The sequence below is a fragment of the Dickeya sp. Secpp 1600 genome (assembly GCF_003049805.1).
Lineage (GTDB): Bacteria > Pseudomonadota > Gammaproteobacteria > Enterobacterales > Enterobacteriaceae > Dickeya > Dickeya fangzhongdai.
In genome coordinates this window covers 3,079,480-3,094,169 of record NZ_CP023484.1, presented here as the reverse complement: position 1 = coordinate 3,094,169, position 14,690 = coordinate 3,079,480, and the positions used below count along the sequence as shown (strand labels likewise).

13 protein-coding genes are annotated in these 14,690 nt (G+C 52.9%); 10 read left to right on the top strand and 3 right to left on the bottom strand.

The features are described 5' to 3' along the window. The first annotated feature begins 49 nt into the window (after positions 1–49). Together sufE and CPA59_RS13660 are read left to right on the top strand one after the other, a co-directional pair. Positions 50–481, top strand: a complete 432-nt coding sequence (gene sufE, locus CPA59_RS13665; protein WP_049855106.1) for a cysteine desulfuration protein SufE — start codon at positions 50–52, stop codon at positions 479–481. A 242-nt stretch (positions 482–723) separates the two neighbouring features. Beyond that, positions 724–1,722, top strand: coding sequence for a L,D-transpeptidase family protein (locus tag CPA59_RS13660; protein ID WP_038919450.1), 999 nt, complete (start codon positions 724–726; stop codon positions 1,720–1,722). A gap of 231 nt (positions 1,723–1,953) precedes the next feature. Here the strand turns inward: CPA59_RS13660 and CPA59_RS13655 are convergent, their stop codons facing one another. Both CPA59_RS13655 and pykF read right to left on the bottom strand, forming a co-directional pair. Further along, a complete protein-coding gene (locus tag CPA59_RS13655; protein WP_012769424.1) occupies positions 1,954–2,190 on the bottom strand; it encodes a major outer membrane lipoprotein in 237 nt (78 codons plus the stop codon). 307 nt (positions 2,191–2,497) lie between these two features. Further along, complete coding sequence (gene pykF / locus CPA59_RS13650; protein WP_038668161.1) at positions 2,498–3,910, bottom strand: pyruvate kinase PykF; 1,413 nt, start codon at positions 3,908–3,910, stop codon at positions 2,498–2,500. 872 nt (positions 3,911–4,782) lie between these two features. Between pykF and CPA59_RS13645 the strand changes: the two genes are divergently transcribed. From CPA59_RS13645 to CPA59_RS13625, 5 genes are all read left to right on the top strand, one after another. Next, positions 4,783–5,703 (top strand): LysR family transcriptional regulator, encoded by a 921-nt coding sequence (locus CPA59_RS13645; protein WP_107759710.1) that lies wholly within the window; start codon positions 4,783–4,785, stop codon positions 5,701–5,703. Between the two features lie 312 nt (positions 5,704–6,015). Next, positions 6,016–7,173, top strand: coding sequence for an NADH-dependent flavin oxidoreductase (locus tag CPA59_RS13640; RefSeq protein ID WP_107759708.1), 1,158 nt, complete (start codon positions 6,016–6,018; stop codon positions 7,171–7,173). Between the two features lie 456 nt (positions 7,174–7,629). After that, the gene (locus CPA59_RS13635) at positions 7,630–8,361 is read left to right on the top strand and encodes an AzlC family ABC transporter permease (RefSeq protein WP_107759706.1); all 732 of its coding nucleotides are present in this window, start codon (positions 7,630–7,632) and stop codon (positions 8,359–8,361) included. Further along, positions 8,358–8,648 carry an AzlD family protein gene (locus CPA59_RS13630; RefSeq protein ID WP_038668178.1) on the top strand — a complete coding sequence of 97 codons (291 nt, stop codon included), beginning with the start codon at positions 8,358–8,360 and terminating at the stop codon, positions 8,646–8,648. Before CPA59_RS13635 ends, CPA59_RS13630 begins: the two co-directional genes overlap by 4 nt. A 103-nt stretch (positions 8,649–8,751) precedes the next feature. Then, positions 8,752–9,042, top strand: a complete 291-nt coding sequence (locus CPA59_RS13625; protein ID WP_159077948.1) for a hypothetical protein — start codon at positions 8,752–8,754, stop codon at positions 9,040–9,042. 53 nt (positions 9,043–9,095) lie between these two features. Here CPA59_RS13625 and CPA59_RS13620 read toward each other — a convergent pair whose 3' ends face one another. Further along, positions 9,096–9,560, bottom strand: a complete 465-nt coding sequence (locus CPA59_RS13620) for an Lrp/AsnC family transcriptional regulator (protein WP_049855109.1) — start codon at positions 9,558–9,560, stop codon at positions 9,096–9,098. 489 nt (positions 9,561–10,049) lie between these two features. Here CPA59_RS13620 and licT point away from each other — a divergent pair, with 489 nt between their 5' ends. The 3 genes from licT to CPA59_RS13605 all read left to right on the top strand — a co-directional run bounded on the left by licT (position 10,050) and on the right by CPA59_RS13605 (position 14,518). Then, entirely contained in the window at positions 10,050–10,901 is an 852-nt protein-coding gene (gene licT / locus CPA59_RS13615) for a BglG family transcription antiterminator LicT (protein ID WP_100849732.1), read from the top strand. A 291-nt stretch (positions 10,902–11,192) separates the two neighbouring features. Then, a complete protein-coding gene (bglF, locus tag CPA59_RS13610; RefSeq protein WP_107759702.1) occupies positions 11,193–13,088 on the top strand; it encodes a PTS beta-glucoside transporter subunit IIABC in 1,896 nt (631 codons plus the stop codon). Positions 13,089–13,120: 32 nt separating this feature from the next. Further along, a complete protein-coding gene (locus CPA59_RS13605; protein ID WP_107759700.1) occupies positions 13,121–14,518 on the top strand; it encodes a glycoside hydrolase family 1 protein in 1,398 nt (465 codons plus the stop codon). Positions 14,519–14,690 lie beyond the last annotated feature (172 nt).

Genomic DNA, 14,690 nt, shown 5'->3' with positions numbered 1-14,690 from the left:
TGACGGCAGAAAGTCATTGTTTCTGGAGCATTGCTTCTGGAGTATTGTTATGGCGCAAATTGCTAGGGCGCAACTGCCGGAACCGCAGAAACTGCTGCGGAATTTTTCCCGTTGCAGCAACTGGGAAGAGAAGTACCTGTATATCATTGAACTGGGCGCCGGTCTGGCGCCGCTCAGCGACGCACAGCGTCAGGACGGCAACCGGGTGTCCGGCTGCCAGAGCCAGGTGTGGATCGATCTGGCCTGTGACGCACAAGGCAACGTGGTGCTGCACGGCGACAGCGATGCCGCTATCGTCAAGGGATTGATTGCCATCGTGTTCAGCCTGTATCAGGGGCTGACCGCCCGGGAGATTGTCGAGCTGGATGTGCGCCCCTTTTTCGCGTCGCTGGCGCTGACCCAGCACCTGACGCCATCACGATCGCAAGGGCTGGAAGCCATGCTGCGCGCCGTGCGGACGCGGGCGGCTGCGCGGGTATAACGCCCGCAGGGCGCGGCTCCCGCGCCCTGATACGTCACATTTCAGAATCCATCCGGTGGATTTCCTGCTAACCTGCTTTTATCCTTGGGAACTTCCAATGATCAAAAGAGATTCAACCTATTGATAAGCAATAAGAAAGAAGGTGTCTGCCAACGGCAATTCACCCGCGCCTTTTTAGGGCGTGACCTCGTGTCGCGCTCTGGCGCTCACCCGATCTTCAGCAGTAAAACAGGAAACCGATAATGAAACGTGCGCTTACCCTGATGGGATTATTGTTTACCTCCTGTCTGGCGGGCATGCAGCCTGCCAGTGCGACGGAATATCCTCTGCCACCCCCTGATAGTCGTCTGATCGGGGAAAATATCACCTATACCGTGCCCAATGACGGGCATCCGCTGGAAACCATCGCTTCCAAATTCAAAATCGGCCTGCTCGGTATGCTGGAAGCCAACCCCGGCACCGACCCCTACCTGCCCAAGCCCGGCTCCAGCCTGACGGTTCCGTTGCAGATGCTGCTGCCGGATACGCCGCGGGAAGGGGTGGTGGTCAATCTGGCGGAACTGCGGCTGTACTATTTCCCGAAAGGGAAAAATACGGTGGTCGTCTATCCGATCGGCATCGGTCAGCTTGGCCGCAATACGCCGGTGATGGTGACCCGCGTTATCGAGCGGCGTCCGAATCCGACCTGGATCCCTACCGCCAACATTCGTCGTCACTATAAAGAGCAGGGGATTACGCTGCCGGCGGTTGTGCCCGGCGGGCCGGACAACCCGATGGGACTGTTTGCGTTACGGCTGGAGAAAAGCGGCGGCGTGTACTCGATTCATGGCACGAATGCCGATTTCGGCATCGGTATGCGGGTGAGTTCCGGTTGTATCCGTCTGCGTCCGGAAGATATTGAAGCGCTGTTTAATGACGTGCCGGTAGGCACCCGGGTACAGATCATCAATGAACCGATCAAGATTGCGGTGGAACCTGACGGGAAACGCTATGTGGAAGTGCATCAGCCGCTGTCGCGCACCGATAAGGATGACCCGCAGACCATGCCGATTGCGCTGAGCCAGAAGGTAAAAGCCTTTATCCACAATGACGATACCGATGCCGAAGCGGCTCAGGACGCGATTGTGCGCCGTTCCGGTATGCCGGTGCTGGTCAATGCCGGGCAGAGCGTTCCTCATCAGCCGCTGCTGCAACAGCAAGGGGCGCCGATATCGGCGGTGGTGACATCCCCGTCGCACTGACTATTATTGCCTTAACTACTCACTTTAACTACTACCACCTTACCCACCACCTGTGTCAGGACGTCATAAACGGGCGTTCTGACACGCCAGACTTGTGTTTGGTAAGGCGATGCCCGGTAACGCGATGTGCAATAAGGCGAGCGGCACGCTCAGGAAGACGGTGTGGTGAGAGCAAAGGGAAGGGCAAAAAAAATGGCGCACAATGTGCGCCATTTTTCATTCAACCAGTTCTTACTTCTTGTAAGTACGAACCTGGTTGTCCAGGCGCTGGTTAGCACGAGCTGCGTCGTCTTTAGCAGCCTGCACGTCGGTAGCCAGAGCGTCAACTTTGCTGGTCAGAGCAGATACTTTTTCGTTCAGAGAAGAAACGTCAGAAGACAGCTGATCCAGTTTAGCATTGCTGGAGCAACCAGCCAGCAGAGTGGAACCCAGGATTACCGCGCCCAGTACCAGTTTAGTACGATTCATTATTAATACCCTCTAAATTGAGTTAATCTCCATGTAGCGTTACAAGTATTACACAAACCGTTTTCTGATGAGAATAAATTTTTGATGGGAACATGCTTAATTTTGATCGTTCGCTCAAAGAATCATCGAGTTTTACAGACAGGTTAAAAAAGTAAGGAAAACAGCGCTATCTTATCAGATTACTCCGACCTTCACGGCCGCGGATATACCTTTTTTGTATAACCGATCGCGCTATTTATCAGCGATAAACATGGCGACAAAATAAAAAGCGCCCCGCAGGGCGCTTTGAAATATTCTCATTATCGAATTACAGGCGGTGTACCGAAGAGGTATTGGTGGTGCCGCTCGACACCAGCGCGCCGGAAACCATCACCACTACGTCGCCTTCCTGAGCGAAGCCGCTCTTCAGCGCCGCTTCCTTGCCGATGCGGTAGAAATCATCGGTAGACGCGATCTCTTTCACCAGCAGCGTTTCCACGCCTTTGCTCAGCAGCAGCTGACGCGCGGTGATTTCGTTGGTGGTCAGCGCCAGAATGCGGGCATTCGGGAAGTACTTACGAATGGATTTGGCGGATTTGCCGCCGTGGGTGGCGACGACGATCAGCGGCGCTTCCAGTTTCTCTGCAGTTTCCACCGCACCGCGGCATACCGCTTCGGTAATGCGCAGTTTGCTGGTGTTTTGCAGTTTATCCAGACGCGATTTCATCACTTTATCGGTGCGTTCGCAGATGGTTGCCATGATGGTGACCGCTTCCAGCGGGTATTTGCCTTTGGCGCTCTCGCCGGACAGCATCACTGCGTCGGTGCCGTCGATGATGGCGTTGGCGACGTCACCGGCTTCAGCGCGGGTCGGACGCGGGTTCTTGATCATCGAGTCCAGCATCTGGGTCGCGGTGATCACCACTTTGCGAGCCTGGTTGCATTTTTCGATCATCATCTTCTGAGCGAAGATCACTTCTTCGACCGGGATCTCAACGCCCAGGTCGCCGCGGGCTACCATGATGCCGTCAGAGGCTTCCAGAATGTCGTCGAAGTTGTTCAGACCTTCCTGGTTTTCAATCTTGGAGATGATCTGGATGTGCTCGCCGCCATGCTGTTTCAGGTGGGCGCGGATCTCTTCCACGTCGGAACGTTTACGGATAAAGGACGCCGCTACGAAATCAACGCCTTGCTCGCAGCCGAAAATCAGGTCGCGTTTGTCTTTTTCCGCCAGCGCAGGCAATTGGATGGAAACGCCCGGCAGGTTAACGCCCTTGTTTTCACCCAGATCGCCGTTGTTCAGCACTTTACAGATAACTTCGCCGCCCTTGATCTCGATGACTTCCATACCGATCAGGCCGTCGTCGACCAGTACGGTGTTGCCGACGCTCAGGTCGTTGGCAAAACCGGCATAGGTTACCGCCACGCGTTCCTTATTGCCGATGACGCTCTGGTCGGTCGTGAAGGTGAAAGTCTGACCGGCGGTCAGGGAGGCGTCCGCGCCGTTTTCCAGCTTGATGGTCCGGATTTCCGGGCCTTTGGTATCCAGCAGGATCGCTGCTTTCTGGCCGGTTTTTTCCGTGATGGCGCGCAGGTTCTTGATACGTTGACCATGCTCGGCGTAGTCACCGTGGGAGAAATTCAGGCGCATTACATTCATGCCTGCGTTCAGCAGTTTGCCCAGTACTTCCTCTGATTCGGTTTTCGGGCCGATGGTACAAACGATTTTAGTCTTTTTCATAACGGTAGTTTCTACAAGTTGTGATGGATAAAAAAACAGGGTGACCGGCGGTTAACCGAAGCTGAACCTCCGGGGATAATACGTTTGCGACTGCGAGAGAATGATAAGTATAGATGGTGACAGGCGAGGGAGAGGAAGCTGCACGTGGCCGGATATTGCCCATAATCAAGAGTGGGCGAGGCGGCAATATCCCTGAGGATTGTGTTGTTAGTTGTGTTTTTGTCAGTGGCACGTGGATTCGCTGAAACCATTCAATGAAACGACGTTCCGTATTATAGTTATCAGGCAAAGAGATACAAGCCATTGAACGGAAGGATAACGCGTATTTTCGTGCTCTTGCGCAAAAAAATGTGCGATTTATTGTTTTTACACAAACTTGTTGCGCAAATGCACGAAGAATATCTGCCTGTCGGTGCGAAATGAGCCAGGTGCCTGGGGCGCTGCCGGCTGGTCTGGCAATGGTATACGCGGGTGATCCGGAGTTATTCAGGTACTATCGCCTGCTATCAAAAAATTGCCGTAATAATTTGATTCCTCAGTACATGGATTGCGGCGACTTGCGTCAGTCTGCGCCACCGGCTGGCGTTAACCCGTACAACGAGTGCTAACCTCATTCGGCGTTGAACGCCCCCCACGACTAACTGAACGCGGTATCCGACTCGAAAGCCGGTTATACCGCTAATATTCTCACTCACGGCACCCAAAAGGCGATGAGCTATGTGAGTAAAAAGGTGCAGCCTGGCTGATGTACAAAAATAGTTCCTCCCTGCTAACGGCTTGTTGTTAAGCTAATGCGATGAGTAATCGATAATTTGGGGAATATGATTCCCTAATTATGGGAAGGAAGGCACTTCCCTGCAAAGAGCGAGATTATGGAACTGAATCGTATAGGTGACATAGCGGCCTTTGTGGCTGCTGTTGACTTCGGGAGTTACACGCGCGCCTCCGGCAGTGTGGGTTTGTCCCGTTCGGCCATTGGAAAAAGCATCACAAGGCTGGAATCTCAGTTGGGCGTCAGGCTGCTCAACCGGACGACGCGCCAGCTCAGCCTTACGGAAGAGGGGCGCATCATGTATGAGCGGTGCAAACAAATTCTTGAGGATCTGGAAGAGGTCGACGCAACCATGGCGCGCCGGCGGGAAAAACCTACCGGAACCCTGCGGTTAACCGCGCCGCTCTCGTTAGGGCAACGGCACGTACTGCCCGTTATCGATCGATTTTTGAAAAAATGGCCGGAGCTGAGAGCCGATATTGTGTTTACCGATCGCTACGTCGACCTTATCGAAGAAGGGTTTGATATCGCTATCCGCATTGGCGAGCCCAAAGACGACTCGCGGATACTCACGCGAACCATCGCGACGCAGCATATGGTGACTTGCGCCTCGCCTGAATACCTGGCAAGGCGTGGCGTTCCTGTGACTCCGGAGGAATTAAGCAAACACGACACCGTTTTTTTCCGTAGCGCTGAGAAGCGCCGAAACTGGCGTTATATTACTCCGTCCGGGGAGTTTATTTATGACGGACCAAGCCGCATGGATATTGATAGTTCAGAAGCCATGTTATCTTCGGCCATTGCTGGATTTGGTATTATTCAATTACCCGATTATCTGGCCTTTCAGGCGCTTGAGAATGGCGAGTTGGTTGCTATCTTAACGGAATTTAAAATAGAACCTGAGCCGGTACGGATAATCTATCCATGTAAAAGACATCTGTCGCCCAGAGTTCGAGGCTTTGTTGATTTAATCGCCGATGAATGGCGAAACAAAGACGTACCCTGGCGAACAATAAGCTAGGTTAAATTCTTCTCATTTTTGTTTTTTTTATGTTATAGCCAAAATAATTCGCGTTGAATGACGGCGGTAACCGAGTGAATCTTCAGTTGTCTGAATAAATCAGTAACTGGGGGGCGCAAGTGCCGCCAGCGCACTTGTGACTTGAAGTATGACGAGGATATGGCATTAATGCGATGTATGGCGTTAATGCCTTCGTTTCACATCCGCTCTCCACGTTCCCCTGTTATGGGACGCACATTCCCTAATCTTTCCTCTAGTATGCGAATAACAGATAAATCTTACCGATGTAGTTATTATCATTCTGGAGCAAAAATGAAGGATTATCGTTTTATTAAACCTATAACACTTCCCAATGGCGTTGTGATTAAAAATCGTGTCGTGCTTCCACCCATGACTGAACAGATGTCTTTCGAGGACGGAACCGTAACGCTGGAAGAAATAAACTATATGCAACAGCGTGCGGGCGGCGTAGGTTTGTTTATTACACCGGTAGCGTACATTAATAAGGAAGGTAAAGGATTTGAAGGGCAACTGGGCGCTGATGACGACAGTAAAATCCCCGGGCTTGCAAAATTGGCTCATGCTATTAAATCACGCGGGGCAAAAGCCATTCTGCAAATTTTCAGCGCAGGGCGAATGACTAATTCATTGATAACCCGCGGGTTGCAGCCGGTTAGCGCCAGCGCCGTGGCCGCGCCGCGAAATGGTGCTGAGACGCCACGTGAACTCAGTTCCGCCGAGGTCGTCAGCCTAATCAGCGATTTTGCTCAGGCGACGCGAAGAGCGATTCAGGCCGGCTTTGATGGGATCGAACTGCATGGCGCCAATACGTATTTATTGCAGCAATTTGTTTCGCCTCACTCCAACCGGCGTACCGATGAATGGGGCGGAAGTCTTGATAAAAGATTAAACCTGCCCCTGACCGTAATCGATGAAGTGATGAAGATCAAAAACAAATATGCATCGCCTTCATTTATTGTGGGATATCGGTTATCGCCGGAGGAAATTGAAGAACCCGGCATCACGCTGGATGACACCAAATATTTCGTCGGGAAATTGCAGCAAACCGAACTTGATTATATCCATGTTTCTATGGGGTCGGTATGGCGTTCATCAATACGTGATAAAGACAATACGGCGCCGATTATTACGCAGCTTAAGCAAGAAAGTCATAAAAAACCGGTTATTGCGGTAGGTAATGTCAGAACGCCTGAACAGGCTGAAGAGGTGATGCAGAGCGGTATTGATTTTGTTGCGCTGGGTCATCAGCTTATTATTGAACCTAACTGGGTTGAAAAGGTGGTTTCTGGGCATGAAGATACGATTCGCTACCACTTGCATGCCGCCGATTTGGACGATTTAGGCATCAAACCTCCCTTCCTGGAGTTTATTCGGGATATGCCGGGTTTCGATATACTTGGCCTCAAAAATGACTCTGCCCGACAGATAGATAATGTGACTTATCTTTGATTGATATTCCCGTCAGCCCACTCATGCAGTGGGCTTTTTTTAATTCATGAACGGCAATAACAAATGTAGTGAATAAATACATCCCTTCACCTGGGAAGCATATTCCCCAGTTATTGTTTTATTGGATTGCAATACACTTCAGCGAATTATTTAACCGGTATTTACATGACCCAACTTATATTACCTCCGTACCTCCAGCAACATACCGCATTCAAACGTGTCCTTGCGGTAAATCGGATAAGGCGAGTGATCCATTTTCAGGGGTCGCTCGCCTCGGCCATAAACGTAGCGCTGCCCTTACGGCTGAGTATGGCAATCTGGCAGTGTGATGATTCAGGATTTCGTAAAATGATTAAAATGTGAAATCTGATGCCAATGTTGTTGGTTTTTACAACCAATACGCCCGCCAATTTCAACAGCGAAAATTTATAATATTCCTTCCTGAAAGGAGTATTTATGTCCCGCTTTTTTACATTTTCCCATGCCGGAACCTTTGCCTATGAATTCAGCAGGGGGCTGCTGGCCGCTATCCCGGTAATGATTGGGTTCGTGCCGTTCGGCTTATTGCTGGGCGCGCAGGCCGCGCAGAAAGGCTTTTCGGCGCCAGAATTGATGTTGATGACCGGACTGAATTTCGGTGGCGGTTCTGAATTCGCTGCGCTGTCACTCTGGACGTCACCTCCCCATGTTCTGACCATCGTGCTCGTCAGTATGTTGGTTAACAGCCGTCATCTTCTCATGGGGGCATCACTCGCGCCTTTTCTGGCCTATCTTCCGCGTCGTCACGCGTTTCTGGCGCTGTTTTTTATGTGTGATGAGAGCTGGGCAATGAGTGTCGCTGACGCCGCGAAGCGTCGCCGGCAGGGTGTTTCAGGCTTCAGTATGGGGTTTTATGCCGGGGTGGCATCTGCGCTGTGGCTCGCCTGGGTTATTTCAACGGGGGGCGGTGTCATTGTTGGACCGGTTCTCGGTGATGTGACTGCATGGGGCTTCGACATGGCATTCCCCGCCGTTTTTCTGGTGCTTTTAAAAGGGATGTGGCGCGGGTTGCTGCCCGCACTGCCGTGGCTGGTCAGCCTTGTTTGCGCGGCGGCGACCTATCATTTTTGGCCCGGCGCAGCCTATGTGCCTGTCGGCGCGACAACGGGGATCCTCGCAATATTGCTGCTGAACGGGAAAACATCATGAGCCTCACATTGCTGACCATCCTGCTGATGGCGATCACGACGTATCTGACACGCATAGCCGGTTATGCGCTGTTGCATGGAAGACGACTGGGGCCGCGTGTAAAAGCCGTGGTGGAGGCCGCTCCCGGCTGCGTGCTGATCACGGTCATCGCACCCCATTTCGTCACCACCGAACCGGCCGACCAACTGGCATTACTTATTTCATTGCTGGCCGCCATGCGATTTTCACTGCTCCCTGTGGTGATCATCAGCGTGCTGACAACGGCATTTTTACGCCATCTGCTTTGACGGAAGGCACCCGGCAACGGCGTTTGCAACCGACGTCATTACAATCGATGTCATTACAATCGATGTCATTACAATCGACGTCATTACAACCGAGCTCACGATAATGACGTCGATCCAGAAAGTCGTTCTGTATTCCTGTGTGGTCAGTATGGCGATGGTGATAGCGGGATGTCTGGAAAATCTGGTCTGGCGTCTGGCTGACAGTTATCCGCACGCGCTGTCACAGATACGTTATGTTGAGAAGGCGGAGTTGCTGACGCCGCAGGCGATGCGGCACATCTGCAATCTCCCGTTGACGCCACCGGAGCTGGTACGCAAAGCCAATGGCTTATTCTTGCGCTGCGGCACGCCGGGGTTTGAGGGGATGTACAGGATAGAACTCTACGGCAAGTGAAAGAGTGGATAAGCGTGGATGAAAGAATAGCGGGTGTGAGCCCGCTATTCTTCTTATCGGACCGGGAGTTCAGTTGTCTGTTTAATAGTCTGCATCGGGAGCTCGGTTTTGATGCTCTGCACCCCTTTAATCCGCGCCAGATGTTTGATCTGAAATTGCCGATAGGCATTTAAATCAGTTGCAACGACCCGCAAGATAAAATCGCAGTCGCCGACCATCAGATGACACTCAACGACTTCAGGCAGCCTCGCGACCTCGCGGCAGAAGTGCTCAACCGTTTCTTCCCCCTGACTTTGCAGCCAGATACGGACAAAAACGGTCAGGTTAAGCCCAACGGCCTGAGGATTCAGGATAGCCACATAGCGATCGATGGCGCCGCTGTCTTCGAGGTTTTTTACACGCCGAAGGCAAGGGGAGGGTGATAAGCCGACTTTTTCCGCCAAAATATTGTTTGGGATTCGGCCGTCTTTTTGCAATTCACGTAAAATGCGGCTATCAATTTCATCCATTTTTAGCATTGCATACCATTGGTAAGTGAGTCTTTGGTTCATTATGCTGCAAAATTCAAAATCATGCATTCCGGAAAGGTAAATGCGTGTTTTATAGCAATTTGATTGCGTTTCTGTCTGTATTTTTTGATTCCAGATTGGTATTTGCAGCCGGTGACAATTCATCGTACACCGCGATAAATTCTCCCGGTACGTCAGTGGATTGCAGTTCGAGAGTGAAGTCCCGGCCCATGTTGCCGTCAGAAGGCAATCGAGTTGTTGACGTCTGTTAATAATAGGCCGCGTTGGGTTTGTGTCGATCCCGGTCACGTTTCCGTCACCGGGAGGTTGAGCCCGCGCGCGCCGGTGGTAAGTTAGCGTCTACAGGTTGTGCCCGGTCAGCGACATTGTTGTGTTGCGGCGGCGCGCAATCCGGGGTTGCTACTGCCATTGGCAGGCAAAACCAGATGTTCGCGTTTGCGGCGAGCGTCTGGTTTTTTTGTTTTCAGGGGTCGGACAATGAAGATCGCCAAAATATTGAATAATAATGTCGTCACGGTCATGGATGAACAGAATAACGAACAGGTCGTGATGGGGCGGGGGCTGGGATTCAAAAAACGGCCGGGGGATACGGTGGACGCCGCGCTTATCGAAAAAATCTTCTCGCTGCGCAGCAGCGAGCTGACCGCACGGCTGAGCGACGTGCTGGAACGCATCCCGCTGGAGGTGGTGACCACCGCCGATCGGATCATCGCGCTGGCGAAAGAGAAGCTGAGCGGCAACCTGCAGAATAGCCTCTACATTTCATTGACCGACCATTGCCACTTTGCCATCGAACGCCACCGGCAAGGGGTGGATATCCGCAATGGGCTGCTGTGGGAGGTCAAGCGGCTGTATCAAAAAGAGTTCGCCATCGGGCTGGATGCGCTGGACATTATTCACCGGCGGCTGGGGGTCCGCCTGCCGGAAGATGAAGCGGGCTTTATCGCGTTGCATCTGGTGAACGCCCAGTTGGACAGCCATATGCCGGAAGTGATGCGTATTACCCGCGTGATGCAGGAAATCCTGAATATCGTCAAATACCAGCTGAATCTCGACTATAACGAGCAGGCATTCAGTTATCACCGGTTTGTGACTCACCTGAAGTTCTTTGCTCAGCGATTATTGGGGCACTCGCCGGTATTTAGCGAAGACGAATCGCTGCACGATGTGGTGAAAGCAAAATATACGCTGGCGTATCACTGCGCCGAGAAAATCCAGGATCACATTATGCTGCATTACGACTATAGCCTGACCAAGGAAGAGTTGATGTTTCTGGCCATTCATATCGAACGGGTGCGTTCGGAATTACAGGAGCAGGCGGCAGAGTAAATTTCGGGTACGGAAAACCGAAGTTTGCGTGATATCACAAAATAACAGATTGTCCGGGTGAAACGCTTGTCAGAATAAATCGCACTGGTAATCTGTAAAGCAATAAATATGGATTGCGACTGTATACCCCAGCGGAAAATACAGGCAAAACCTGAACCGTTTTTGCGAGCCTTGCGCCGCGATGAGACGGTTCAGGTTTTTTTTGTCTTGAATATGGGGTGTCCTGAAACCGTATATAGCGGTCACTCAGCGGTTTTCTCCGGGCATGGATCGAGCATTAAGGATGTAGCAATGAATTACGAAACATTAGCCAGTGAAATAAGAGATGGCGTAGGCGGTAAGGACAATATCATTAGCGTGATACATTGCGCCACGCGCCTGCGGTTTAAACTCAGGGACAATGCCAACGCCAATGCCGATGCGCTGAAAAATAATCCGGGCATTATCATGGTGGTGGAAAGCGGCGGTCAGTTTCAGGTGGTGGTGGGCAATCAGGTGGCTGATGTTTATCAGGCGCTGCTTTCCCTTGACGGTATGGCCCGCTTTAGCGACTCGGCCGCGCCGGAAGAGGAGAAGAAAAATAGCCTGTTTGCCGGTTTTATCGACATCATTTCCAGCATATTTACGCCATTTGTCGGCGTGATGGCGGCGACGGGGATCCTGAAAGGCTTTCTGGCGCTAGGCGTCGCCACCCATTTTATGTCGGAAAGCAGCGGCACCTATAAATTGCTGTTCGCCGCCAGCGACGCGCTGTTTTATTTCTTCCCCATTGTGCTGGGTTATACGGCCGGCAAGAAGTTTGGCGGCAACCCGTTTACCACGCTGGTGATTGGCGCCACGCTGGTGCATCCGAGCATGATCGCCGCTTTCAACGCCATGCAGACGCCGGATCACCCAACGCTCCATTTTCTGGGTATCCCGATTACCTTTATCAATTACAGCTCCTCGGTCATTCCGATTCTGTTCGCCAGTTGGGTATCCAGCAAACTGGAAAAACCGCTGAACCGCTGGCTGCATGCCAATATCCGCAATTTCTTTACCCCGTTGCTGTGTATTGTCATTAGCGTTCCGCTGACCTTTCTGCTGATTGGGCCGAGCGCCACCTGGCTGAGCCAGATGCTGGCGGGCGGATACCAGTGGCTGTACGGGCTGAATTCATTGCTGGCCGGCGCCGTGATGGGCGCGTTGTGGCAGGTGTGCGTGATTTTCGGGCTGCACTGGGGCTTTGTGCCGCTGATGCTGAACAATTTCAGTGTGATCGGACACGATACTCTACTGCCGCTGCTGGTGCCGGCGGTGTTGGGGCAGGCCGGCGCTACGCTGGGCGTGCTGCTGCGAACCCGCGACCTGAAGCGCAAGGGGATCGCCGGGTCGGCGTTTTCCGCGGCGATTTTCGGGATTACCGAACCGGCGGTGTACGGTGTGACGCTGCCGCTGCGTCGCCCCTTTATCTTTGGCTGTATCGGCGGGGCGCTGGGCGCGGCGGTGATGGGATATTCCCATACCACCATGTATTCATTCGGTTTTCCCAGCATTTTCTCCTTCACCCAGGTGATTCCGCCGACCGGCGTGGACAGCAGCGTGTGGGCGGCGGTGATCGGCACGCTGGCGGCCTTTACGTTTGCCGCGTTGACCAGTTGGTCGTTTGGCGTGCCGAAAGATGAAACGCAACCGGCGGCAGCGGATAGTCCGGCGGTACCGGTGGAAACGCAGGATAACGCTGGCGCCGTTCGTGACGAGACGCTGTTCAGTCCGCTGGCCGGTGAGGTACTGCCGCTGGAGCAGGTGGCCGATCGGACCTTCGCCAGCGGCGTGATGGGCAAGGGGATCGCCATTCGGCCTACGCAGGGACGGCTGTACGCGCCGGTAGACGGCACCGTGGCGTCGCTGTTTAAAACCCACCATGCCATCGGCCTGGCCTCGCGAGGCGGCGCAGAGGTGCTGATACATGTCGGCATCGACACCGTCCGGCTGGATGGCCGTTATTTTACCCCGCATGTGCGTGTCGGCGATGTGGTGCGCCAGGGCGACCTGCTGCTGGAATTTGATGGCCCGGCCATTGAGGCGGCAGGCTATGACCTCACCACCCCGATTGTGATTACCAACAGCGAAGACTATCGCGGGGTCGAACCTGTCGCCAGCGGCAAGGTGGACGCCAATGCGCCGCTGACGCAACTGGTGTGCTGAATGATTATTGAACAGAAAAAAGGAGACGAGTGATGAACAACCCTTTCCCGGAGCATTTTTTATGGGGCGGCGCGATTGCCGCCAATCAGGTGGAAGGCGCCTATCTGACGGATGGTAAAGGACTTTCCACGTCGGATTTACAGCCTCAGGGTATCTTCGGCGAGATTGTGACGCGCCAGCCGGGCGACAGTGGTATCAAAGATGTGGCGATTGATTTTTATCACCGTTACCCGCAGGACATCGCGCTGTTTGCCGAAATGGGATTTACCTGCCTGCGCATATCGATAGCCTGGACGCGTATTTTTCCGCAGGGTGATGAGGCAGAACCGAACGAAGCGGGGTTGGCGTTTTACGATCGGCTGTTTGACGAGCTGGCAAAGTACGGCATCCAGCCATTAGTGACGTTGTCACACTACGAAATGCCGTACGGACTGGTGGCAAAACACGGCGGCTGGGGCAACCGGTTGACCATCGATTGCTTTGAGCGCTACGCCCGCACGGTGTTTACGCGTTATCGTCACAAGGTCAAACGCTGGCTGACGTTCAACGAGATCAATATGTCGCTGCATGCGCCCTTTACCGGCGTGGGATTACCGGCGGGCAGCGATAAGGCGGCGATTTATCAGGCGATCCATCACCAACTGGTGGCCAGCGCCAGAGCAGTGAAGGCCTGCCACGACATCATTCCCGACGCGCAGATCGGCAATATGCTGCTGGGGGCGATGCTCTATCCGCTGACCAGCAAGCCGGAAGATGTGATGGAAAGCCTGCACCAGAACCGGGAATGGCTGTTCTTCGGCGATGTGCAGGTGCGCGGCGCGTATCCGGGGTATATGCATCGTTATTTCCGTGAACAGGGCATTACGCTGAATATTACGGCGCAGGATACGCAGGATCTGCAATCCACCGTCGATTTTATTTCCTTCAGCTATTACATGACCGGCTGCGTCAGCACCGATGAAGCGCAACTCGAAAAAACGCGCGGCAATATTTTGAATATGGTGCCGAACCCGTATCTGGAAAGCTCTGAATGGGGCTGGCAAATTGACCCGCTGGGGCTGCGTTATTTGCTCAATTTCCTGTACGACCGTTATCAAAAACCGCTGTTTATTGTCGAGAACGGTTTGGGTGCGAAAGATAAGCTCGAAGAGAATGGCGAGATTCACGACGATTATCGTATCCGCTACCTGAATGATCATCTGGTACAGGTCGGCGAAGCCATTGCCGACGGCGTTGAGGTGTTGGGGTATACATGCTGGGGGCCGATCGATCTGGTCAGCGCCTCGAAAGCGGAAATGTCCAAACGTTATGGCTTTATTTATGTTGACCGCGATGATGCCGGCCAGGGTTCGCTGGAACGTCGACGTAAAAAGAGTTTTTACTGGTATCAGTCGGTTATTGCCAGTCACGGAAAAACGCTGACGCGCTAATCTACCTCAATTTATTCGCATTGCAGGAAAGCCAATGTATCTGCAACGTGAATTATAGCGCGTATCAATATATCTGAAGTCAACCTGCGGGTAGTGATATCCGCAGGCTATTGACGCTCGCCGTTAATCGGCAGGCGTGAGTTGTTGTTTTTCTTTATCCGATTATCCGACG

Bases quoted from the DNA above. Each gene is read 5' to 3' on its own strand.
- sufE (WP_049855106.1), top strand. From the start codon at position 50: ATGGCGCAAATTGCTAGGGCGCAACTGCCGGAACCGCAGAAACTGCTG.
- CPA59_RS13660 (WP_038919450.1), top strand. From the start codon at position 724: ATGAAACGTGCGCTTACCCTGATGGGATTATTGTTTACCTCCTGTCTG.
- CPA59_RS13655 (WP_012769424.1), bottom strand. From the start codon at position 2,190: ATGAATCGTACTAAACTGGTACTGGGCGCGGTAATCCTGGGTTCCACT.
- pykF (WP_038668161.1), bottom strand. From the start codon at position 3,910: ATGAAAAAGACTAAAATCGTTTGTACCATCGGCCCGAAAACCGAATCA.
- CPA59_RS13645 (WP_107759710.1), top strand. From the start codon at position 4,783: ATGGAACTGAATCGTATAGGTGACATAGCGGCCTTTGTGGCTGCTGTT.
- CPA59_RS13640 (WP_107759708.1), top strand. From the start codon at position 6,016: ATGAAGGATTATCGTTTTATTAAACCTATAACACTTCCCAATGGCGTT.
- CPA59_RS13635 (WP_107759706.1), top strand. From the start codon at position 7,630: ATGTCCCGCTTTTTTACATTTTCCCATGCCGGAACCTTTGCCTATGAA.
- CPA59_RS13630 (WP_038668178.1), top strand. From the start codon at position 8,358: ATGAGCCTCACATTGCTGACCATCCTGCTGATGGCGATCACGACGTAT.
- CPA59_RS13625 (WP_159077948.1), top strand. From the start codon at position 8,752: ATGACGTCGATCCAGAAAGTCGTTCTGTATTCCTGTGTGGTCAGTATG.
- CPA59_RS13620 (WP_049855109.1), bottom strand. From the start codon at position 9,560: ATGCTAAAAATGGATGAAATTGATAGCCGCATTTTACGTGAATTGCAA.
- licT (WP_100849732.1), top strand. From the start codon at position 10,050: ATGAAGATCGCCAAAATATTGAATAATAATGTCGTCACGGTCATGGAT.
- bglF (WP_107759702.1), top strand. From the start codon at position 11,193: ATGAATTACGAAACATTAGCCAGTGAAATAAGAGATGGCGTAGGCGGT.
- CPA59_RS13605 (WP_107759700.1), top strand. From the start codon at position 13,121: ATGAACAACCCTTTCCCGGAGCATTTTTTATGGGGCGGCGCGATTGCC.